Source organism: Stappia sediminis, assembly GCF_009826895.1.
Taxonomy (GTDB): Bacteria; Pseudomonadota; Alphaproteobacteria; order Rhizobiales; family Stappiaceae; genus Hongsoonwoonella; species Hongsoonwoonella sediminis.
Map to the genome: position 1 here is coordinate 196,547 of NZ_WUMV01000002.1, position 20,861 is coordinate 217,407.

Genomic DNA, 20,861 nt, shown 5'->3' on the forward strand with positions numbered 1-20,861 from the left:
CGCTCGTGCCTTCATTTTCGCGCAGTCTCGAAAAAGCACTCCACCAGGCGCTGGCTTATGCCAATGAGCGTCAGCAGGAGTATGCGACGCTTGAACACCTGCTGCTTGCGCTGATCGACGATCAGGACGCGGCTGCGGTGATGCGCGCTTGCAACGTCGATCTCGATCTGCTGCGCCGCAACCTGATCGAATATATCGATACCGAACTCGATAACCTGATGACCGACGGCGAGGAGGACTCCAAGCCGACTGCCGGCTTCCAGCGCGTCATCCAGCGCGCGGTGATCCACGTGCAGTCATCGGGCCGCGAGGAGGTGACGGGGGCAAATGTGCTCGTTGCGATCTTTGCCGAGCGCGAAAGCCACGCCGCCTATTTCCTGCAGGAGCAGGACATGACCCGCTACGACGCGGTCAACTATATTTCCCATGGCATCGCCAAGCGGGCGGGGATGTCCGATTCCCGGCCGGCGCGCGGCGTCGAGGATGAGGCGGCCACGGTGGACGACGACGAAAAGTCGAAAAAGAAGAGCGATGCGCTCGATGCCTATTGCATCAACCTCAACGAGAAATCGCGGACGGGCAAGATCGATCCGTTGATCGGCCGCGAGAAGGAGATCGCGCGAACGATCCAGATCCTTTGCCGCCGATCCAAGAACAATCCGCTCTATGTGGGCGATCCGGGGGTGGGCAAGACGGCGATCGCCGAGGGGCTCGCAAAACGCATCGTCGATGGTGACGTACCTGAAGTCCTGAAGGAAGCCACGATCTTTTCGCTCGACATGGGAGCTCTCCTTGCGGGTACGCGCTACCGCGGCGATTTCGAGGAACGCCTGAAGCAGGTGGTCAAGGAGATCGAGGAATATCCCGGCGCCGTCATGTTCATCGACGAGATTCACACGGTGATCGGCGCGGGCGCAACGTCCGGCGGTGCGATGGATGCATCGAATCTTCTCAAGCCGGCTCTCGCATCCGGCACGATACGTTGCATCGGTTCAACGACCTACAAGGAGTATCGCCAGTTCTTCGAAAAGGATCGGGCGCTCGTCCGCCGCTTCCAGAAGATCGATGTCAACGAGCCGACCGTCGATGATGCGATCGCGATCCTTCGCGGGCTGAAGCCCTATTTCGAGGATTTCCACAAGGTGCGCTACACGAATGAGGCGATCCGCACGGCGGTGGAGCTGTCGGCGCGCTATATTTCGGACCGAAAGCTGCCCGACAAGGCGATCGATGTGATCGACGAGACTGGGGCCTCCCAGAAGTTGGTTCCCGAAGCGCGCAGGCGCAAGACGATCGGGGTCAAGGAGGTGGAGAATACCATCGCCTCCATGGCACGCATTCCGCCGAAGTCCGTATCCAAGAACGATGCGGAGGTTCTTTCCAATCTGAACGCGGAACTGAAGAGGGTCGTTTACGGGCAGGATGAGGCGATCGAATCTCTCGCTTCCGCCATCAAGCTTGCTCGCGCAGGCCTTCGCGAGCCGAACAAGCCGATCGGCAGCTATCTCTTTTCCGGGCCAACGGGTGTCGGCAAGACGGAAGTTGCCCGGCAGCTTGCGGCATCCCTCGGTGTCGAGCTATTGCGTTTCGATATGTCGGAGTACATGGAACGGCACACGGTATCGCGCTTGATCGGCGCGCCTCCGGGATATGTCGGCTTCGATCAGGGTGGTCTGCTGACGGATGGCGTGGACCAGCATCCGCACTGCGTGCTGCTGCTCGACGAGATCGAGAAGGCGCATCCGGACCTCTTCAATATTCTCCTGCAGGTCATGGATCACGGCAAGCTGACGGACCACAACGGCAAGCAGGTCGATTTCCGGAATGTCATCCTGATCATGACGACGAATGCCGGCGCGTCCGATCTTGCCAAGGAACCCATCGGATTCAACCGGACCAAGCGTGCAGGCGAGGACATGGAGGCGATCAACCGCCTGTTCACGCCGGAATTCCGCAATCGTCTCGACGCGATCATCGCCTTCGGCAGCCTGCCCATGGAGGTTGTCTACAAGGTTGTCGAGAAGTTCGTCATGCAGCTTGAGGCGCAGCTTGCGGATCGTGGCGTCACCTTTGAACTTACGGAAGATGCGGTCAAATGGCTTGCCGACAAGGGCTACGATACCCAGATGGGTGCGCGGCCGCTCGGCCGAGTGATTCAGGAGCACATCAAACGCCCCCTTGCCGATGAGGTGCTGTTCGGCAAGCTCCAGAAAGGCGGAACCGTCAAGGTTTCCGTCTCCGAAGATGGGGCCGGGCTCCTGCTTGAAAGCGTGGAAGACAAGCCTGTGCGGGCCAAGCCTGAAAAATCGAAGGCCGCCGCGAAGCCGAAGAAGAAGCGTAAGCCGGCCGCCAGGAAGGCATCGCAGTCTTCGTCCGGAGCGCAGAAAGGCGGCAATGGACCGGGGCGCCGTAGCAGCGTTCCGAAAGTTCCGTTGGCCGATTGAAGGTCATAAGCGCTTCCCACGGACAAATTGATTTGAAGGGGCGCCCGAGCGCCCCTTTTCTTCGCGGGCTTTCCACATTTAGGAAATCTGGGACGCTGGGTTGCATAAAGTGCAATTGCCGAGGTTTTGTATGATGATAGATTGCCCTGCCTTTCGTCCCTCGCGTTTCTGAATCATGTCCCGACCCAAGCAAGATACGATCGATCCGCAGGTTCGCACCGCTGAAACGAAGTCTTCCGCCTATTGGGCTCTTCGTGGCGCAAGGGCTATGGTTTCCATACCGGCGATGATCCTGACCGCGGCTTTCGTCGGTTATGCCGGGCTCGCCCGCGAAAGCGGGCTCAGTCTCGGTGAAACGCTTGCGATGACGGGCATGGTGTGGGCCCTTCCCAGTATCGTCGTGCTTACGGGTGCGATAACGGGCGGCGCCTCCCTGCTGACCGCTGCGGTCGCGGTTGCGCTGGCATCGGTCCGGTTGATGCCGATGACCGTTGCCCTCATGCCGATGCTCAAGGTGGACGGGCGCACCAAGCGTTGGCAGTTGTTGATTGCATCTCACTTCGTGGCGGTTACGGCGTGGGTCTATGCAATGAAGAACCTGCCGAGTCTCCCCCGCGAGGCGCGATTGCCTTTCTTTCTCGGCTTTGGGGGAGGGATCACCAGTTTCGTTTTCGTCATGACCGGCGTTTCATACCTTCTCATCGAAGATATGCCGGCGATTGTGGCCGGTGCGCTTTTCCTGCTGACGCCGGTTTATTTCACCTGCTCGCTATGGGGGGCGTCGCGGCTGTCATCCGACAAGGCGGCGATGATCCTGGGGCTGGTGCTCGGCCCGATATTCTTTGTCGTCGTTCCGGGGCTCGATCTGTTGTGGACCGGACTTGCCGGTGGAACGGCCGCTTATTTGGGCGTCAAGGGTTATGGAAGGTATTCGCGGTGAGCGAGTCCTGGTGGTGGCCCTACGTAATGATCGTCGTTGCAGGCTGGCTCGCGACCGATATCTGGCGCTGGCTCGGTGTTATCGTCGGCAACCGGCTCCGGGAGGATAGCGAAATTCTCATCTGGGTCAGGGCCGTCGCCACCGCTCTTGTCGCCGGCGTAATCTCCCGCCTGATCCTCTTTCCCACCGGAGCGCTCGCTTCATCGCCCCTTGCGCTCAGGATCGCCGCCGCCGTCATAGGCTTCGTGGCTTTTTTGTATTTCAAGCAGCGTGTCGTGGTCGGTGTTTTGGTTGCGGAGGCCGCCTTGGTGGTGGGGTGGCTCCTGATCTGATTGCCACGACCGGTCATCCATTCTTTTTGCCATGATCGTCATGAAGCAGACGACGGGCGGTGCTTTCACCGCCCGCTACCGCGAATGGGAAATGCGATGCCGATTTATCGGATTTTGCTCGGGTTCGGCTGCTCCCTTGTCAAAGTGCTTCGCGTATCCTCGCCGCCTGTTCGCCAAGCACATCGCCGTCCGCCATGTCGCCGGTGTGCGGACGTAGCTTCACCCCGTCGAAACGCGGGATCACATGCACGTGCGTGTGGAAGACCACCTGCCCGCCGGCGGGTTCGTTGAATTGCTGGATCGTCGCGCCATCCGCCTCGAATGCTTTCACGACGGCGCGCGCCACCTTTTGCACCGTTGCCATGACGTCGGCCATATCCTGCGGCTGGATATCGAAAATATTGCGTGACGGCGTCTTCGGAATGACGAGCGCATGGCCGTCGCCGCGTGGCATGATGTCCATGAAGGCAAGCGTCTTGTCGTCTTCATAGATCTTGTGGCAGGGCAGTTCACCGCGAAGGATCTTGGCGAAGACGTTCTGGTCGTCATAGGCTGGCTTGGTCATCATGGAATTCCCTGTATCTGGTCCCGCCGGATTTAACGGGCTGCCGTCTCTTGCCGCAAGAGGGGTGAGGGAACTTCCGCGCGGGTGTTGTTTTTCGTTGCGTTGGGCATTTCGCGGGCGCGATGGTTCGGAATGGTTGGCAAAAAATAGTTGAGTCCACGGAGTCACTTGGGCCGGGAATCGGAAGTTCTCCTGAAAGGTGAATGTTCGGCCAGGGCCTCGTTTTCGATCTCGACTGCCTGTCGCTCTCGTATCAGGTAGTCCCCAACCGCTTCACGTAGACCGGGATGCGCGATCCAGTGAGCCGAATAGGTGGTTGTGGGCAGGTAGCCACGCGCGAGTTTGTGCGTGCCTTGCGCGCCGGCCTCCACGCGTGAAAGGCCATGCTGGATGGCAAATTCTATCGCCTGGTAGTAACAAACCTCGAAATGGAGGAACGGGTGGTCTTCCACGCAACCCCAGTTGCGGCCGAATAATGTGCTGGATCCGATAAGGTTCAACGCCCCGGCGATCGGCCGCCCGTCGCGGTAAGCCATGATCAGCAGAATTCTGTCGGCCATGCGCTCGGAAAGAAGCGAGAAGAATTCCCTGTTCAGATAAGGCCGGCCCCATTTGCGGCTGCCGGTGTCCATATAGAACTCATAAAACGCGTCCCAATGGCTTTCCGTGAGTTCGCTGCCTGTTATCCATTCGATCTCGATTCCCGCCTTCACGGCTTCGCGCCGCTCCCTGCGGATTTGCTTTCGTTTGCGGGACGCGAGGTTTTCCAGAAATTCATCGAAATCCGAATAGCCGTCATTCAGCCAGTGAAACTGCTGATCGGTTCTGCGCAAATAGCCTTGGCTTTCCAGCGCATCCCATTCCTGACGGGTCAGGAAGGTGATATGTGCCGAAGAGGCGCCGACGCGTCTGCACAGTTGAGCCAGTCCGTTCGACAGTGCCTCGATTGCAATATCGCGGTTGATGCCCTTTGCCGTCAGGAAACGGCGGCCGGTCGCCGGAGTGAAGGGAACCGAAGACTGGAGCTTGGGATAATAGTTCCCGCCCGCGCGATGAAACGCATCCGCCCAGCCATGATCGAAAACGTATTCGCCCAAGGAATGGTTCTTGAGGTAGCACGGCAGGGCAGCGTGTACGGCGCCGCCCGCCTCTTCAAGAACGAGGTGCTGGCCGAGCCACCCCGTATTAGCGGTGGCGCATCCGGCCTCTTCCAGGGAAGAGAGAAATGCGTGTGAAATGAAGGGGTTGTAGTCAGAATTCTCATCTTCTGATTCACGGATGCAAGCGGTCGTCTCAACTGCTTCAAGCGATGATTCAGCTTGAGATGTTCCGACCTGGCCCGATGCTGAGAGTGCCGGAATTTCCTGCGTCTTGCGTAGCTTGCCGCCCGGCTCGAGCAACCAGCCGGGGTTGGCGAGCGCATCCCATGTGGCTGACGGAATGTCGGAAAGCGTGGTGTGAACCCGAATGCGGAATTCCTGATCGGTGACCGGCTTGTCGTTCAAGGAAATGCCTCTTCGCAGTGACCTAGGGCATATCCCGCGAAATCTGAATTGGATTTCGCGACAAGGATATGCTCAAGGCATTGATTCTGGGCCGATTTCTTGTCACGAAAGCGATCCCGCTTTCGTGGAAAGCGCTCAAAGACTGCCACACGACAAACTATGGCATGCGGGCAAAAGCTCAAGACGGGCAGGGTGCGGAAATTTTATCCAACCGCGCGCGGGTTTGCATCGCTTTCCGGGTCGAAGCCTTCAAAAACCATCTGGTCCGCGAACAGTGTCACGCGCCGCCGGTCTTCTTCCGTGCGAACCGTCCAGGCGATAATGGGAAGCCCGAACCATCGCTTCAGGATGGACGGTCCGAGAGCCGGCAGATCGTGCACATTGTAGGAGATGAAATGTGGCCGCGTTCGCGGCGCGTGAAGAATATGGCGGATCACAAAGCGCTCGATCCGCGTCGCATGTCCCCAATGTTTCAGGTCCCGCGCCGCTTCCGCGACGATCCCGCGTGGCAGGTCGGGCGCGACCTCCCTCAGGACCCCGAGGATATCCGGGTCGAACGTCTTGACGACGACAGGGCCGGAATAGTGCTGCAGGCGCCTTGCGATGCGCGTTACGAAGTTTCGCTGCGAATCCTTGCGGAAGAGCGATTTTATCTCGATGCAGATCCCGACTTGCCCGTTTACCAGCTGGAGCAGGTCGTCAAGCCGCCAAAGCTTGTCGTCGGTTCCGCGCATGGGCACGTCGGAAAGCTCTTCAAACCGCTTTCCTATGACCGCGCCGGTCTCGAATGTCAGGCGATCCAGCGTCTCGTCATGGAAGACAAGGGCATCCCCATCGGCAAGTTCCTGAACGTCGACTTCGACGGGGAAACCGCGGTCCATCGCCGCCTTGACCGCCGACTGCGTATTTTCGATCCTGCCGGCGCGCGCATCGTGATATCCGCGATGCGCGATCGGTTTGGCTGTCAGCCATGAAATGTCTGGCATGGTTCGGCGCGGCTTTCCGGTCCTTGTCGATCAGGCGATTTCGAAGATCGCCTCGATCTCCACTGCAACACCGAAGGGAAGGGCTGCAACGCCGACAGCCGAACGAGCGTGCCGGCCTTTGTCCCCGAGCGCCTCGACCATGAAGTCCGAGGCTCCGTTCACCACTTTGGGCTGATTGCCGAAATCGGGTGCGGAATTCACGAAGGCGACGAGCTTTACCAGTCGCTTGATCTTGTCGAGATCTCCCAAGGCTGCCTTGGCCTGCGCCAGTATGTTGATCGCGCAAAGCTTCGCGGCCGCTTGCCCGTCCTCCACGGAATAGTCCGCGCCGAGTTTTCCCTGATGCTCGATGCCGTTCGCTCCCATGGGTATCTGCCCGGAAATGAACAGTTGCGAACCGGTGATCACATAAGGAACGTAATTTGCCGCGGGAGCGGCGGCCTGGGGCAGATCGATGCCGATCTTCGCCAGGCGGCTTTCGATTTCACCCGTCATGGGATCCTCCGCCATTCGTTTTCTTGCGCGGACATTGGCCCAGAATCACAGGCGCTTCAAGCTGCACTGTAAGAAGAAGTTCGCATGTTCAATCGGGACTGGCGAAAGAGGCGCAATTGCGCGAAACTCGACGTCGACTTGAACTGGAGCAGGTGGAGCAGTTGATGGGATTCGATCGTATCGCGACGCGGTATGTGGCCGTGTTTTGCGCACTTGGCGCTGGCTTGGGCGGATTCGCCGCGAACGCCAGCGCGGGTATCGATCTGATGCCGCACCGTGCAATATACGACATGGATCTTGGCGATGCGCAGGACGGATCCGGCGTGACCGGCGTCAGCGGCAGGATGGTTTACGAATTCACGGGCGGCGCGTGCGAAGGCTACAGCGTGTCGTTTCGTTTCGTGACCAAGCTCGCCAACTCCGATGGCGCCGTCAGGCTCACCGATCTGCAGACGTCTTCATTCGAGGAGCCCGCCGGCAAGGGCTATCAGTTCTACACAAAAACGTTCATCGACCGCGAACTCGCCGAACAAACCAAGGGGCGTGCGGAACATGTCGATGGAAAGGTTGCCATTTCCTTGCAGAAACCGTCCGAGAAAACGGTCGAACTGCAACATTCCGCGCTCTTTCCGACAGAGCATCTGAAGTCGCTTCTTTCTGCGGCCGAACGTGGCGAACGCGTCCTTGTTGCCGATGTTTTCGATGGCTCGGAAACGGGAGAAAAGGTCTATTTCACTTCGTCGATCATCGGCGAGGAGCGGGAAGGGCCCGGCGTACCGTCACAGGATGCGGAAGAGGCCGTGTTGAAACTCGGCAAGGTCCCGCATTGGCCGGTCACGATTTCCTATTTCGAGGAAGAAGGCACCGCAGCGACCGGCGAGGGAACGCCGGTCTATCAGTTGGGTTTCCTGTTATACAGAAACGGCGTAAGCCGGCGCCTTGTCCTCGACTACGGCGACTTCAAGATTCGTGGGCGCCTCGTGAAGTTCGAGCCGCTGAAAACGGTCGACTGTCCGGCGGGAAATTGACCCGGTCTTAAACCGGCTTTTTCCTTTGCCCCAGAGTGAGGCCCAGTTCGACCGAATTGTCGCCGAACTTCGATCTGAGAGCATCTATGGCGCGCTCGGCCTGGGCACGCCGTCCCGCATCGGCGTCGACAAGATCCGTCGGGTCGGCGAATGCGGCATCGCCAAGCTCGCTGACCCCGATCCCGATCAGGCGGTATCTTTGTCCGCTTGTCTCCGCCTTCAGCAATTCCTCGCCGGTTCGGTAGATCCGATCGGCCAATTGCGTCGGGTCGGATAGGCCTCTGGATCGCGTGACCGTCTTGAAACGATCTGTCTTGAGCTTGAGCGTAACGGTGCGCCCCGCGATTCCTGCGCGTTTGAGGCGGGCCGAAACCTTCTCCGAGAGCCTCCTGAGCACAATTCGCAGTTCCTCGAAGGAAGCGATATCCCGATCGAATGTCGTCTCGGTGCTGACGCTTTTTGCTTCGCGGTCGGGTGAAACGCTTCTGTCGTCCTTGCCGCGGGAAAGCTTGGCGAGCCGCAGCCCCATGACGCCGTAGCGCCGTGCGAGTTCTGTGGCGTCGATCGTTTGTAGCTGGCCAATCGTGCGAATGCCGTCGCGCTCCAGCTTTTCCTGGAAGGCCTTGCCCACGCCCCAAATCAGCCCGACGGGCTGTTGGGCCAGAAACTCAAGCGCTTCTGCGGCTCCGATAACCGAAAACCCACGGGGCTTTTCGAGATCGGAGGCAATTTTTGCGAGAAACTTGTTGGGCGCCAAGCCAACCGAAACGCTAACTCCGATATCGGATTCAATCGACCTCGCGAAGCGCGCCAGAGTTTCGGCAGGGGCGGCATGATGCAGTTTTTCAGTGCCCGAAAGGTCAAGGAAGGCTTCATCTATCGATAGCGGCTCCACCATCGGCGTCAACGCTGTCATGCGCTCGCGAATTTCACGTCCGACGCGAACGTATTTTTCCATGTCCGGCTTGATGACTACTGCATCGGGACAGCGCTCCAGTGCCTTGAACATGGGCATGGCGGACCGAACGCCGGAGATGCGGGCAATATAACAGCAGGTCGAGACTACGCCTCGCCTTCCACCGCCCACAATTACCGGCCTGTCCCGCAGTTCCGGGTTGTCCCGCTTTTCAACCGACGCGTAGAAGGCATCGCAGTCGATATGCGCGATGGAGAGCGTGAACAACTCTGCATGGCGTACAAGACGCGGGCTGCCGCAGGACGTACAGCGGCGCGCTTCCTCGGCGCCCCGGTTGCCGCAATCCCGGCAGAGCGACTGATGGGGGCCCGCAGGCCGTGTCGTCGGGTTACGCTCCATCGTTGTCCATGCGGATCGGACGTTTATCCTTGCTGGCCGTTTGCGGCCTGCCGGGGCCGAGAACCGCGGATTTTCCTAAAGCAGCTCGCTGATGCTGCCTTTGCTCCCCAGCAGGCGTTCAATATAGGTGCAGGTGTGGCGCCAGTCATTCGTTTTGAGATGAATCCCCTCAATAGGATCGGCCGACGCAAAAAACCTTTCGTCGGCAATGAACTGAATCAGCGTTGCCCGCGCGTATGACGACTGAACGGACCTGAGATTGGTCGGACTGTCATCGATGAAGACGACCGGCTGTCGGCGGCCGGCGGCAAGGGCTGAGACAGCGCCGCCTTTCGGGCCGCTGTTCGTAACAAGCGGAAATCGAATTCCATGGTTTGCCAGCAGATTTTCGCGAACCGGCTTGTTGTGCCGGCCGGGCAGGTTGGTCAGCAGTACGATGTCTGCCCGGTTTGACAGCGTGGCCAGCGCCTGCGCCGCACCGTCGACCGGCCGTTGATTGGCCGTGTGAGCGTCGAAAAAGCCGGTCAGGAGCGCGCGCACGGCGTCTTTCGGCAATGCGGTTCCGTCCGTTCCCACGATATTCCCGTTGAGGCGATATCGGTGATCGGTGAAACGATAGCCCTGTTTTCCCATGAAAATTTCGAGATGGGAGATAAAGTGGAGCACCACCTCGTCGACGTCGCAGATGATCAGGGGTCTGTCTGTGCGGGGCAGTCCGGCTATTTGTGCAAGCGCGTGCGGATCCACTGTCGTGGGCTCAGGCATGTTCTTCCGGGCTCGCGCCATTGAGTTCGCTATTGCAAAGCACGAGATGCGCCGCCGCTACCATCGTCGGCCGGTATCCTTTTGTCTCGGTGAAGGCGAGCAGAAGCGATTCGTGCTCCATGTAGAATTCGAGCACTCCAACGAGAAAGCCCGGCTCCGCCGAGGCTGTCCGCAGCTCGGCAGGGCCGATTCCCGACAACGCCAGAAATCGGCCCAGATGCTCCAGGTCCTGCGCGAGATAGCCCAGTGCGTCGGTTGCCAGCTTTTCCGCTGCCTCGGGTGTCAGACTGCCGGTACGACCTGACGTCATTTACATTTGCCTTTCCGAAACGAATTCTCAGTAAGATGGTCGCGAATGTAATGCGGGGAAGGAGCGGACGCCATACGTGCGGGATGCACGAAGGCCGTAAAATTCGGCCTCTTGTGGAAGGCGCTGCTGAGAAGGCGGAAACCATGTCGAAAACCGTGCTGATCGTTGAGGATAACGAACTCAACATGAAGCTGTTCCATGACCTTCTCGAGGCGCATGGCTATCAGACCCTGCAGACGCGCACCGGCATAGAGGCGCTTGAGCTTGCGCGCGCGCACCATCCGGACCTGATTCTCATGGATATCCAGTTGCCGGAAGTTTCCGGGCTCGAGGTGACCAAGTGGATCAAGGAAGATGACGAACTCAAGACGATACCGGTGATCGCCGTTACCGCCTTCGCCATGAAAGGCGATGAGGAGCGGATCAGACAGGGCGGCTGCGAGGCATATATTTCGAAACCTATTTCAGTCGTTAAGTTCCTTGAGACGGTTAGATCTTATCTTGGGGAATGATCGAACGAGGGCTGGGGCTGGCTAAATGACGGGGCGAATTCTGGTCGTCGATGACGTCAAGGCAAACGTGCGTTTGCTGGAAGCGCGTCTGCTTGCAGAGTATTTCGAAGTGAAAAGCGCCACTTCCGGCGAGGAGGCGCTCAATACCATCAGGGAATGGTCGTGCGATGTCGTGCTTCTCGACGTCATGATGCCCGGCATGGACGGGTTTGAAACCTGCGCCGCGATCAAGGCCGATCCGCGAACCCGACATGTTCCCGTTGTTATCATCACCGCTCTTGATCAGATGGAAGATCGGATCAGGGGGCTTGAGGCCGGTGCCGACGATTTCCTGACGAAGCCGATAAACGACGTGGCGCTCGTCACGCGCGTTCGAAATCTGATCGCATTGAAGAGAACGTCCGACGAACTGCGCATGCGCGCGCGTACCGGCGCCGTCCTGGGCTGCGGCGAGGACGAGCACGCCTCTGAAGGCGGAGGCAGCCGCCTGCTTGTCGTCGATGATCGGGCTTCGTCCCTGGAGCGCCTGTTGAAGATGCTGGGCGCCGAGCATATCGTTGACGGAGAGGCGGATGCGGCGCGGGCCGTGGCGCGGGCCGCGAGCGGGCACTACGAGCTGGCCATCGTCAACCTCTCGCTCCAAAGTGCGGATCCGCTACGTCTTTGTTCGCAGTTGCGCGATCAGGACCCTGCACGGCAATTGCCGATCATGGTGATCGCCGATCCCGACGATACGCCACGGATGATGCGCAGTCTCGACCTTGGAGTGAACGACTATGTGCTGCGCCCGGTGGACCGGCACGAACTGTTGTTGCGCGTTCGTTCCCAGGTGTCCCGCAAGCGCGCGAACGACCGCCTCTTGAGCGATGTCCAGAAGACGATAGCGCTGGCCGTCACGGACGCTCTTACAGGCTTGCACAATCGCCGCTACCTCGAAACGCACATGAATACGCTGACCAGGCAGGCGCGCGAGCGCGAAGGCGATTTGTCGGTTCTCACGCTCGATATCGATTATTTCAAGTCGATCAACGACACCCATGGACATGATGTCGGCGATGAGGTGCTGAAGGAGTTCGCCCGCAGGCTCAAGTCGAATATACGCGGGCTGGACCTTGCCTGCCGCCACGGCGGCGAGGAGTTCGTCCTGGTCATGCCCGATACGGATCTTTCGGTCGCCTATCAGGTTGGCGAACGCATCCGTCGTCTTGTGGCTTCAGAGCCCTTCCACGTGCAGAACGGTCCGGAGATGCTCACCGTGACGGTGAGCGTGGGCGTGGCGAGTTATCAGGGCAAGGGCGATACACCGGAAGAGATTCTCAAGCGTTCGGATGAGGCGCTTTATTCGGCGAAGCGCGAAGGGCGCAATCGGGTCGTCTCTCAGGCGGCCTAAATCCTTCGCCTGGCCGGGGACGAAGAATAGGAAATCGAATTCCACTTCTGCACAGTTTTTCACCGGCTCGGAAATTAACCTCGTTACTTTACTAAAATTGTAATTTTTCTTGGACGCCTGCCTCATGTATGTTGCTTCAGAACTTCGACGCTGTAGTCTCGGCGCATAAGAGATATCGCGGACTTCCGTTCATGCTCCCTGCGGATGGAGCCGCTTGAAATCCCTACGGAACTCTCAGGTCCGCCGCATCTCCTGGGTCCCGTAGGGTGGGCCGGTTGCGATTCAGGATAGAGTGGCCTCCTCGTTACGCCTGGGTCGCAACCGGCCATATCAAGTCTGAAAGACAGCGAACCGCTTCAAATAAACGGCCAATAAAAAAGGGCGCCGAGGCGCCCGATTTTTCTTTCAGCGAAATTCGTCAGATCGAAGCTTACTTGATCTTCGCTTCGCGGAACTCGACGTGCTTTTTCGCGACCGGGTCGTATTTCTTTTTCGTCATTTTCTCCGTCATCGTGCGCGTGTTCTTTTTCGTGACGTAGAAATATCCGGTGTCGGCCGTCGAGACGAGCCTGATCTTGATTGTTGTCGCCTTGGCCATGGCTTTCGTCCTTGAGTGTCATGTGCCCGAATACGCTGCTGATCCGCATTTGGTGCGGCGGACTGCGGCCGGGCGATCAGTGAAAACGTCGCGCGCACCATAAGGATGGATCACATAAAGTCAAGCCGGATTCCGGCCTCGCTCGGACCATATCCTGTAGAGAGCGACGAGCGCGAAGATCGCGAATAGAAACGCACACGCATACGGCAATCCGGCTGGCCCCACCGTCGTCAAGCCGGCGCCCATCAGCGTCGGACCGATCAGCATTCCGGTGGAATACATCATGATGAACGCGGCATTTGCGCCCGCAAGCTCCTTGCCGCGGTAACGCGCGCCGAGATGCGTCAGGCCGATAGTATAGAGGCCGGCGATGAAACCGCCCCAGACGAACAGGACAAGAAGCAGGGTGGGGAAGCTTCCCGAGACAGGCGGCATCAGCAGGGCTCCGCCGGTTCCGATCGCCGCGCAAACGAAGAGCAGCCATCGCCGGTCGTATCTGTCGGCGGCAATCCCTAGCGGTATTTGAAGCAGGACATTGCCGAGCGCGACTGCCGACACCAGCAGCGCCGCATCCGTCGGCTCGAAGCCGACCCGAATGCCGAAGATCGGAAGAAGCGACAGGGCGCCTTGCTCGACCGCGCCGAAGACAAGGCCGGCGAGCGTACCCAAGGGTGCGGCGACAAGATAGGCGAGTATCGGCAGCGATGTCTCCTCGCCGTGCAGGGGCGGTTCGTCCGCCCGCGCAAGCAGTACCGGTACGGCAGCGGCGACGAGAAGGACGGCACCGGCGATGAATGGAACAAGGCCGGTCGTCCCGGCGAGGTTGAGAATCGCCGGTCCCGTGGCAAATCCGATCGAAAGCACGGTGGCGTAAATGCCCATCACGAAGCCGCGCCGGGCATCTGGCGCAAGTGCATTGATCCAGTATTCGGAGAGGATGAACGCGATGGTCACCGCACCGTGAAAGACGACGCGTAGCGGAAACCACATCCAGAACGCTTCTGCGAAATGAAATCCTATCAGCGATATGGCGGCAAGCACCACGCAAAGGAATGTCGTGCGCGATGTCCCGATCCGGAAGGCCAGCCCCGGCGCAACAGGCGTTACGGCAAGCGAAGCAACGCCCGCCATCGCCGTATTGATGCCGATCCAGGTTCCGGAAACGCCGCGCGCTTCCAGCGTCAAGGACAGGAGTGGCAGGCTGATCGACAGCGCGATCCCGACGGCAGTGATCGCCGAAATGGCGGCGGCAATACCGCGCAGGCGCCGGGCCTTTTCCACGGTCGCACTCAGAGCGTCCACCGCCTAAACCCTCCAAGAAAGAAAGCGTTGCCGAATGACGTAGCGTCGGCGAGCCGCCCTCTTTATCTCAGACTTCTTCGCGGATAAAGCCCTTGCGGCGCCAGTAGTAGAAGGGAACGGGCGTTTCCGGCGCGAGGTCGCGGTCGGCGGAAAGCCTGTTCTGCAATTCTTCGATGATCGTTAGCGTGATTGTTGGAAGTTCCAGGTTTTTTGCCGCATCCAGCGTCAGCCAGTGGACGTCTTCCAGTTCCCCCGAAGGGCCCGTTCCTTCGGCGAGTTGATCGGCGATTGCATCGGCGGGAACGGCAAGAAACCGCGTGTCGAACCGCCGCGGGCGGCGCGGCGGGGTGATGGCGCGCGCAATCAGGCGCATGGGAGACAAATCCGGCATGACGCAGCGCTCGGAAAAGGCGGCGAAATCGCCCTTGCCCTGCCAATCGGCATCGGCCTTCGAACCGACGAAGACACCGGCCTCCTCATAGGTTTCGCGAACGGCTGCGACTGCAAATGCCCTCGTGCGTGCGTCCGTCTTTGGCCCTTTCAGGGAATAGGCGAGCTTTTGCAAGACATCCGGATGATAGTTGCCGATCACGGGGACGCGGGAATCCGCCGGGTCGACCCGTCCGCCCGGAAAGACGAACATGCCGGGCATGAAACGGTGGCGCTGGTGCCTCCTGCCCATCAGTACCTTGAATTCGCCGTTCGCCTGCCTGTCGAGAATGAGCAGCGTCGCCGCGTCCTTTGGCCGGACGTTGGGATAATGCGTCTGCCTTTCCGCGTTCGACAGGCGTTCGACGAGCGCCTTGTTCATGATCGTTCAACCACGACGGCGCCTGCGTCCTCCGGTGCGTCGGGATCGACGCTGTTCGGGTCGAAACCATGCATGTAAAGGCCCCACTGAAGGCCGATCAGCGCGCCTTTGATGGGCCGCAGGAAGAAGAGGGAGGAAAGGATCGTCAGCGGAATCCAGAGCGACATATGGATCCACATGTCAGGCCTGTAGGCGATTTCGATGCCGAGAGCTGCCGGCACGATCAGGTGGCCGACGAGGAAGATCGTGAAATAGGGCGGGGCATCGTCGGCGCGGTGGTGATGCAGCTCTTCTCGGCAGGATTCGCACTCGCGGTTTACGGTCAGGTACCCGTTGAAGATGCGCCCCGCCCCACAGGACGGGCACTTGCAAAACAGCCCTCGCAGCACCGCCTTGCCGGTATCGCGCTTGGGCAGCGCATCATTCGCCACATCATGTTCGGTTCCATATGTCACGCTCATTTGCGTCGACCTTTCTTCTGGCGGCCTGGCGCCTTCGCGGAAGCGTTTCTGCTGCGGCCGCTTCGCACCGGCCGACGCTTGGGGGTGGGCCGTCCCTTCTGGTAACGGCCTTCGCTCAGGAGTTCAAACCGCAGCGCGCCGGCAAACGGCGCTGCCTCGACAAGGCGAACCTCGACATGGTCGCCCAATTGATAGGTTTCTCCCGTGGATCGGCCGATCATGGAATGTGACGTTTCGTCGTAGTGGTAATAATCCTCGCCGATCGTGGATGCGGGCACGAAACCGTCGGCCCCGGTATCTTCAAGGCGGACGAAGAGGCCGGATTTCACGACACCCGATATGCGGCCGTTGAAATTCGCGCCCACCTGATCCTTCATCCAGATGGCGATCAGACGGTCGATCGTTTCGCGTTCAGCCAGCATCGCGCGCCGTTCGGCGGCGGAGACTTCCGCGCCGATTGCCTCAAGCTTGCTCTCGATACCTTCGGGCAGGCCGTCATTGCCGAGGTCGAGCGCGCGAATGAGACCGCGATGGACGATCAGGTCCGCATAGCGGCGGATCGGTGAGGTGAAATGTGCATAGCGGCGCAGGTTGAGGCCGAAATGGCCGATATTCGCCGGCGCATATTCCGCCTGCGCCTGACTGCGCAGGATTACCTCGTTCACGAGCTGGTCGTTGGGGGTTCCCTTTACCTTCTTCAGGATGCCGTTGAAGACGGATGGGCGCAGGCCGCCGCGCTGCGCCAGCTTGATGTCGAGGGTGGCCAGGAAATCCTTCAGCGCCTCGAGCTTTTCAGGGCTCGATGCGTCGTGGATCCGGTAAAGGAGCGGTGTCTTCCGCTTTTCCAGCGTTTCGGCGGCGGCGACATTGGCCTGGATCATGAATTCCTCGATGAGCTTGTGCGCATCGAGGCGTTCGGGCACATAGATCGCTTCGACCATGCCTTTGCCGTCTAGTTTGATCTTGCGTTCCGGTAAATCGAGGTCGAGGGGTTCGCGGTCGTCGCGACCCTTCTTCAGAACCGCATAGGCTTCCCAAAGCGGCTTCAGGACGCCGTCCAGCAGCACTTCGGTCTTTTCGTCCGTCTGTCCGTCGACCGCGGCTTGCGCCTGTACGTAGGAAAGCTTCGCTTGCGATCGCATGAGGATGCGGTGGAAGGTGTGAGATCGCTTCTTCCCGGCCTGGTCGAAGATCATGCGTACGGCCATTGCCGGCCGGTCTTCCTGCTCGCGCAGCGAACAAAGGTCGTTCGAGATGCGTTCGGGCAGCATCGGGATGACACGGTCGGGGAAATAGACCGAGTTGCCGCGAATGTGCGCTTCCCTGTCAAGCGCGGAACCGGGCCGGACATAAGCTGCGACATCGGCAATGGCAACCGTGACGATATACCCGCCTTCGTTGTCGGGAGCATCGTCTGCGGCGGCGTGCACCGCATCGTCGTGGTCCTTGGCGTCCGGCGGGTCGATAGTCACAAGCGGCAGGTTGCGCCAGTCTTCGCGGCTGCCAGGCTTCGCCGGTTCGGCACCGTCCGCTTCCGCCAGAACGGCTGCGGGAAAATCATGCGGGATCGCGTGCGTATGAAGCGCGATTTCCGAGACCGCCATCTCGGAATTCATGGAGCCGATGCGCTTGGTAATGCGTGCAAGCGGCAGTCCGAAGCGGCTGGTGCGGGTAATCTGGACGGTTACGAGATCACCGTCTTCCGCACCCTTCAGATCGGTGGTGTCGACCTCCAGTTCCTTCTGCTTGCGGTCCACGGGCTCAAGCCTTGCGCCGGCCAGCCCTGAATGGAGCCGCAGGATGCCGAGTACCGTTGTCTGGCGGCGCTCAAGCAGCTTGATGATGCGCGCTGCGTGCTTTGCTTCAAGGCCCGGGTCGACATCGGCAAGGCGAACGAGCGCCTGGTCGCCGATGCCGCCGGCAGGGCCGGGCTTCTTGTGGCGTTCCGGCAGGATGAGGATCTTGGGTGGCTTGCCGTTTTCCTCTTCGTCCCATTTCACCGGCTCACCGAGTAGTTCGCCGTCTGCGTCTCGCGCGACCAGATTGACCACTAGGACAGGCGGCAGATCGCCGGGCCGCATGAGCCGTTTCTGACGCCTTTCCAGAACTCCTTCTTCCGCGAGATCGTTCAGCAGCCGTTTCAGAAATATGCGTTGACCGCCTTTGATCCCGAAATGCTTGGCGATCTCGCGTTTGCCGACCTTGCCGGGTTGCGAGGCGACGAAGGCAAGAACATCCTCGCGGCTCGGGAGTTCGTCGCCTCCCTTGTCGAGCTTCTTGCGTTTCTTCGCCTTGGCCGGTCCGCCGCGTGTCAAGATGCGTCTTCCGTGGCGCTCTCCGCCGTACTCTTTCGGGTCGATGTCTTCTTGGCCGTCGATTTCTTGGCTGGTGTCTTCTTCGAAGCGGCCTTCTTGGTCGTCTTGCCCTTGCCGCTCTTTTCGGCCTTGGCGTTGACGAGTTCGACGGCGCGTTCAAGCGTGATCGCTTGCGGATCGCTGTCCTTCGGCAGCGTCGCGTTCACCTTGCCCCATTTGGCGTAAGGCCCGTAGCGCCCGTCGTAGATGGCGATCGCGCCGCCGTCAGGATGTTCGCCAAGCTCTTTCAGGGGAGCTGCCGCCGCGCCGCGCCGCCCGCCGCCTTTGGCGCGTTTTTGCGCAAGCGCGTCGACCGCCCGGTTGATGCCGACGGAGAAGACCTCTTCCGGGCTGTCGAGGTTGGCGTATGTCCCGTCATGCAGGACGAACGGGCCGTAGCGTCCGATGCCCGCGCTGATCATCTTTCCGTCTTCCGGGTGAGGGCCCACGTCGCGCGGCAGAGAGAGGAGCCTGAGCGCCTTTTCCAGATCCATCGCATCGGCCGACCAGCCGCGGGGCAAGGATGCTCTTGGCGGCTTTGCCCCTTCACCTCGCTGAACATATGGGCCGAAACGGCCACTGCGAAGCGTTATGTCCTCGCCCGTTTCCGGGTCTTGGCCGAGCAGGCGCGGCCCTTCGGCGGCCGCAGCCGCTTCGCCGTCCTGCCCGTTGGCGGAAAGCTGGCGGGTGTAGCTGCAGGGCGTGTCTGGATCGTTGTAGTTCGAGCAGCCGATGAACGCTCCGAAACGGCTGACCTTGAGGGAAAGCTGCCCCTTGCCGCAGGCGGGGCACACGCGTGGGTCGCTGCCGTCCTCGCGTTCGGGGAAGATGTGCGCGGCAAGCAACTCGTTCAGCGCATCGAGCACTTCGGAAACGCGCAGGTCCTTGATGTTGTCGACCGCGCCTGAAAATTCCCGCCAGAAGTCGCGCAAGACGTCTTTCCATTCCAGATCGCCGGCGGAAATGCGGTCGAGCTTTTCCTCAAGATCGGCTGTGAAGTCATACTCGACATATGTATCGAAGAAGCTTTCAAGGAAGGCGATCACGAGCCGGCCCTTGTCCTGCGGGACGAGGCGCTTCTTGTCGAGTTCGACGTAATCGCGGTCGCGCAGCGTCTGCAGGGTGGACGCGTAGGTCGAAGGACGGCCGATGCCAAGCTCTTCCATCTTCTTGACGAGCGTCGCTTCCGTGTAGCGCGGCGGCGGTTCGGTGAAGTGCTGGTCGGATTCGATGAAGACGCCTTTTTCCGAAGCGCTTTTGGCGAGGGCCTCGTTCTCCTTTACCGGAGGCAGGCGTTTGGATTCCTCGTCTTCCTCGTCGTCCCGGCCTTCCTGGTAGAGTGCCAGGAACCCGTCGAAGCGCACGACGGAACCCGAAGCGCGAAGGTCCGCCTTTCGGCCGCCGGATGTGGCGAGGATATCGATCGTCGTGCGCTCCAGAACGGCGGATTCCATCTGGCTCGCGATCGTGCGTTTCCAGACAAGCTCGTAAAGCCGTGCCTGATCGGGATCGAGGAACCGGGCGACATCCTTCGGTCGGCGCGAAAGGTCGGTCGGTCGGATCGCCTCGTGAGCTTCCTGCGCGTTCTTGGCCTTGGAGGAATAGTGCCTTGGCTTTTCAGGCACGTAATTGGCGCCATAGTCTTCGCCGATCACCCTGCGCGCACCCGCTATCGCTTCTCCCGCGATCTGCACGCCGTCGGTACGCATGTATGTGATAAGGCCGACCGTCTCACCCCCGATATCGATCCCTTCGTAAAGCTTCTGGGCGACTTGCATCGTGCGCTGGGCGGAAAAGCCGCATTTGCGCGAAGCTTCCTGCTGCAGCGTGGATGTGGTGAAGGGTGCGTAGGGGTTGCGCTTCTGCGGCTTCGATTCAACCGAAGCAACCCGGAAACTGGCGTCTTCCAGCAGGTTTTTCAGGTCGTCCGCCTGCTGCTTCGAGGTTATATCCAGCCGCCCGAGCTTTTTCCCGTCAGCTCCGACAAGGCGCGCCTGCAGCGCGTCTCCGGCTTCGGTCTTCAGGTTCGCAAGGATCGACCAGTATTCCTGGCTGACGAATATCTCGATCTCGCGTTCGCGGTCGCAGACGAGGCGCAGCGCGACTGACTGGACGCGGCCGGCGGACCGGGCGCCGGGAAGCTTGCGCCAAAGCACGGGCGACAGTGTGAAACCGACAAGATAATCGAGCGCGCGGCGCGCTAGATAGGCATCGACCAGCGGGGCATCGATCGGTCGCGGATGCTCCATAGCCTCCAGGATCGATTTCTTCGTGATCGCGTTGAAGACGACGCGCTCCACCGGCTTGTCCTTCAGCACCTTCTTGTTCTGCAGAACCTGCAACACATGCCACGAGATCGCTTCGCCTTCGCGGTCGGGGTCCGTCGCGAGGATCAGGCGGTCGGCATCTTTCACGGCGCGTGCGATATCGTTGAGCCGCTTCTGGGATTTGGAATCCACATCCCACGTCATCTCGAAATCGTCATCGGGGCGAACCGAGCCGTCCTTCGCCGGCAAGTCGCGCACATGGCCGTAAGACGCCATTACCTGATAGCCGGAGCCCAGGTACTTGTTGATTGTCTTGGCCTTGGCCGGGGATTCCACAATGACGATATTCATCGATACCCAATCGCAAATGACGTGAGAGACGTGAGGCACTACTGAGCCGGTACGTCGAGGTCTGGCGTGACGATCACCAATCGGAAGTCGGCTGTCAAATGGCCCGTTCAGTGAACGCGGTCAAGGGCTT

At 60.0% G+C, this 20,861-nt stretch carries 19 protein-coding genes; 6 read left to right on the forward strand and 13 right to left on the reverse strand.

Translation table 11 applies throughout. The annotated features are described in order from the left end of the window. The first annotated feature begins 5 nt into the window (after positions 1 to 5). From clpA to GR183_RS04455, 3 genes are all read left to right on the forward strand, one after another. Positions 6 to 2,444, forward strand: coding sequence for an ATP-dependent Clp protease ATP-binding subunit ClpA (gene clpA, locus GR183_RS04445; RefSeq protein WP_160774397.1), 2,439 nt, complete (start codon positions 6 to 8; stop codon positions 2,442 to 2,444). 175 nt (positions 2,445 to 2,619) lie between these two features. After that, positions 2,620 to 3,384 (forward strand): AzlC family ABC transporter permease, encoded by a 765-nt coding sequence (locus GR183_RS04450; RefSeq protein ID WP_160774398.1) that lies wholly within the window; start codon positions 2,620 to 2,622, stop codon positions 3,382 to 3,384. A 26-nt stretch (positions 3,385 to 3,410) separates the two neighbouring features. Next, positions 3,411 to 3,716, forward strand: a complete 306-nt coding sequence (locus GR183_RS04455) for a branched-chain amino acid transport AzlD family protein (protein ID WP_160774832.1) — start codon at positions 3,411 to 3,413, stop codon at positions 3,714 to 3,716. A gap of 139 nt (positions 3,717 to 3,855) precedes the next feature. Here GR183_RS04455 and GR183_RS04460 read toward each other — a convergent pair whose 3' ends face one another. The 4 genes from GR183_RS04460 to GR183_RS04475 all read right to left on the reverse strand — a co-directional run bounded on the left by GR183_RS04460 (position 3,856) and on the right by GR183_RS04475 (position 7,267). Next, the gene (locus tag GR183_RS04460) at positions 3,856 to 4,281 is read right to left on the reverse strand and encodes an HIT family protein (protein WP_160774399.1); all 426 of its coding nucleotides are present in this window, start codon (positions 4,279 to 4,281) and stop codon (positions 3,856 to 3,858) included. Positions 4,282 to 4,445: 164 nt separating this feature from the next. Next, entirely contained in the window at positions 4,446 to 5,786 is a 1,341-nt protein-coding gene (locus GR183_RS04465) for a GNAT family N-acetyltransferase (protein ID WP_244313617.1), read from the reverse strand. Between the two features lie 203 nt (positions 5,787 to 5,989). Then, on the reverse strand, positions 5,990 to 6,772 hold the full coding sequence (locus GR183_RS04470; RefSeq protein ID WP_160774400.1) for a glycerophosphodiester phosphodiesterase family protein: 783 nt from the start codon (positions 6,770 to 6,772) through the stop codon (positions 5,990 to 5,992). A gap of 30 nt (positions 6,773 to 6,802) precedes the next feature. Next, positions 6,803 to 7,267, reverse strand: coding sequence for a RidA family protein (locus tag GR183_RS04475; RefSeq protein ID WP_160774401.1), 465 nt, complete (start codon positions 7,265 to 7,267; stop codon positions 6,803 to 6,805). Positions 7,268 to 7,431: 164 nt separating this feature from the next. Here GR183_RS04475 and GR183_RS04480 point away from each other — a divergent pair, with 164 nt between their 5' ends. After that, positions 7,432 to 8,295, forward strand: a complete 864-nt coding sequence (locus GR183_RS04480) for a cell envelope integrity EipB family protein (RefSeq protein ID WP_160774402.1) — start codon at positions 7,432 to 7,434, stop codon at positions 8,293 to 8,295. 7 nt (positions 8,296 to 8,302) lie between these two features. Here the strand turns inward: GR183_RS04480 and GR183_RS04485 are convergent, their stop codons facing one another. The 3 genes from GR183_RS04485 to GR183_RS04495 form a co-directional block, all read right to left on the reverse strand. Then, positions 8,303 to 9,610, reverse strand: a complete 1,308-nt coding sequence (locus GR183_RS04485; protein WP_160774403.1) for a DNA polymerase IV — start codon at positions 9,608 to 9,610, stop codon at positions 8,303 to 8,305. 75 nt (positions 9,611 to 9,685) lie between these two features. Then, complete coding sequence (locus GR183_RS04490) at positions 9,686 to 10,375, reverse strand: HAD family hydrolase (RefSeq protein WP_160774404.1); 690 nt, start codon at positions 10,373 to 10,375, stop codon at positions 9,686 to 9,688. Further along, complete coding sequence (locus tag GR183_RS04495) at positions 10,368 to 10,685, reverse strand: DUF3572 domain-containing protein (protein WP_160774405.1); 318 nt, start codon at positions 10,683 to 10,685, stop codon at positions 10,368 to 10,370. Before GR183_RS04495 ends, GR183_RS04490 begins: the two co-directional genes overlap by 8 nt. Positions 10,686 to 10,828: 143 nt before the next feature. On the opposite strand from GR183_RS04495, the gene GR183_RS04500 reads away from it, so the two are divergent. Together GR183_RS04500 and GR183_RS04505 are read left to right on the forward strand one after the other, a co-directional pair. Continuing rightward, complete coding sequence (locus GR183_RS04500) at positions 10,829 to 11,197, forward strand: response regulator (RefSeq protein ID WP_160774406.1); 369 nt, start codon at positions 10,829 to 10,831, stop codon at positions 11,195 to 11,197. A gap of 25 nt (positions 11,198 to 11,222) precedes the next feature. After that, positions 11,223 to 12,587 (forward strand): PleD family two-component system response regulator, encoded by a 1,365-nt coding sequence (locus GR183_RS04505; protein WP_160774407.1) that lies wholly within the window; start codon positions 11,223 to 11,225, stop codon positions 12,585 to 12,587. 430 nt (positions 12,588 to 13,017) lie between these two features. Here the strand turns inward: GR183_RS04505 and rpmG are convergent, their stop codons facing one another. The 6 genes from rpmG to topA form a co-directional block, all read right to left on the reverse strand. Further along, the gene (gene rpmG / locus GR183_RS04510) at positions 13,018 to 13,185 is read right to left on the reverse strand and encodes a 50S ribosomal protein L33 (protein ID WP_160774408.1); all 168 of its coding nucleotides are present in this window, start codon (positions 13,183 to 13,185) and stop codon (positions 13,018 to 13,020) included. A gap of 120 nt (positions 13,186 to 13,305) precedes the next feature. Beyond that, positions 13,306 to 14,487: an MFS transporter gene (locus GR183_RS04515; protein ID WP_160774409.1), complete on the reverse strand. Its 1,182-nt coding sequence runs from the start codon at positions 14,485 to 14,487 to the stop codon at positions 13,306 to 13,308. A 67-nt stretch (positions 14,488 to 14,554) separates the two neighbouring features. Continuing rightward, entirely contained in the window at positions 14,555 to 15,298 is a 744-nt protein-coding gene (locus GR183_RS04520; protein WP_160774410.1) for an NUDIX hydrolase, read from the reverse strand. After that, on the reverse strand, positions 15,295 to 15,759 hold the full coding sequence (locus GR183_RS04525; RefSeq protein WP_160774411.1) for a DUF983 domain-containing protein: 465 nt from the start codon (positions 15,757 to 15,759) through the stop codon (positions 15,295 to 15,297). Before GR183_RS04525 ends, GR183_RS04520 begins: the two co-directional genes overlap by 4 nt. Then, a complete protein-coding gene (rnr, locus tag GR183_RS04530) occupies positions 15,756 to 18,077 on the reverse strand; it encodes a ribonuclease R (RefSeq protein ID WP_376765753.1) in 2,322 nt (773 codons plus the stop codon). Before rnr ends, GR183_RS04525 begins: the two co-directional genes overlap by 4 nt. Continuing rightward, complete coding sequence (gene topA / locus GR183_RS04535) at positions 18,071 to 20,731, reverse strand: type I DNA topoisomerase (RefSeq protein ID WP_160774413.1); 2,661 nt, start codon at positions 20,729 to 20,731, stop codon at positions 18,071 to 18,073. The genes rnr and topA overlap by 7 nt, the downstream gene beginning before the upstream one ends. Positions 20,732 to 20,861: the final 130 nt, after the last annotated feature.

Bases quoted from the DNA above. Each gene is read 5' to 3' on its own strand.
- GR183_RS04500 (WP_160774406.1), top strand. From the start codon at position 10,829: ATGTCGAAAACCGTGCTGATCGTTGAGGATAACGAACTCAACATGAAG.
- GR183_RS04485 (WP_160774403.1), bottom strand. From the start codon at position 9,610: ATGGAGCGTAACCCGACGACACGGCCTGCGGGCCCCCATCAGTCGCTC.
- GR183_RS04520 (WP_160774410.1), bottom strand. From the start codon at position 15,298: ATGAACAAGGCGCTCGTCGAACGCCTGTCGAACGCGGAAAGGCAGACG.
- GR183_RS04450 (WP_160774398.1), top strand. From the start codon at position 2,620: ATGTCCCGACCCAAGCAAGATACGATCGATCCGCAGGTTCGCACCGCT.
- GR183_RS04460 (WP_160774399.1), bottom strand. From the start codon at position 4,281: ATGACCAAGCCAGCCTATGACGACCAGAACGTCTTCGCCAAGATCCTT.
- GR183_RS04505 (WP_160774407.1), top strand. From the start codon at position 11,223: ATGACGGGGCGAATTCTGGTCGTCGATGACGTCAAGGCAAACGTGCGT.
- GR183_RS04470 (WP_160774400.1), bottom strand. From the start codon at position 6,772: ATGCCAGACATTTCATGGCTGACAGCCAAACCGATCGCGCATCGCGGA.
- GR183_RS04525 (WP_160774411.1), bottom strand. From the start codon at position 15,759: ATGAGCGTGACATATGGAACCGAACATGATGTGGCGAATGATGCGCTG.
- rpmG (WP_160774408.1), bottom strand. From the start codon at position 13,185: ATGGCCAAGGCGACAACAATCAAGATCAGGCTCGTCTCGACGGCCGAC.
- topA (WP_160774413.1), bottom strand. From the start codon at position 20,731: ATGAATATCGTCATTGTGGAATCCCCGGCCAAGGCCAAGACAATCAAC.
- GR183_RS04495 (WP_160774405.1), bottom strand. From the start codon at position 10,685: ATGACGTCAGGTCGTACCGGCAGTCTGACACCCGAGGCAGCGGAAAAG.
- GR183_RS04455 (WP_160774832.1), top strand. From the start codon at position 3,411: ATGATCGTCGTTGCAGGCTGGCTCGCGACCGATATCTGGCGCTGGCTC.
- GR183_RS04475 (WP_160774401.1), bottom strand. From the start codon at position 7,267: ATGACGGGTGAAATCGAAAGCCGCCTGGCGAAGATCGGCATCGATCTG.
- GR183_RS04480 (WP_160774402.1), top strand. From the start codon at position 7,432: ATGGGATTCGATCGTATCGCGACGCGGTATGTGGCCGTGTTTTGCGCA.
- GR183_RS04490 (WP_160774404.1), bottom strand. From the start codon at position 10,375: ATGCCTGAGCCCACGACAGTGGATCCGCACGCGCTTGCACAAATAGCC.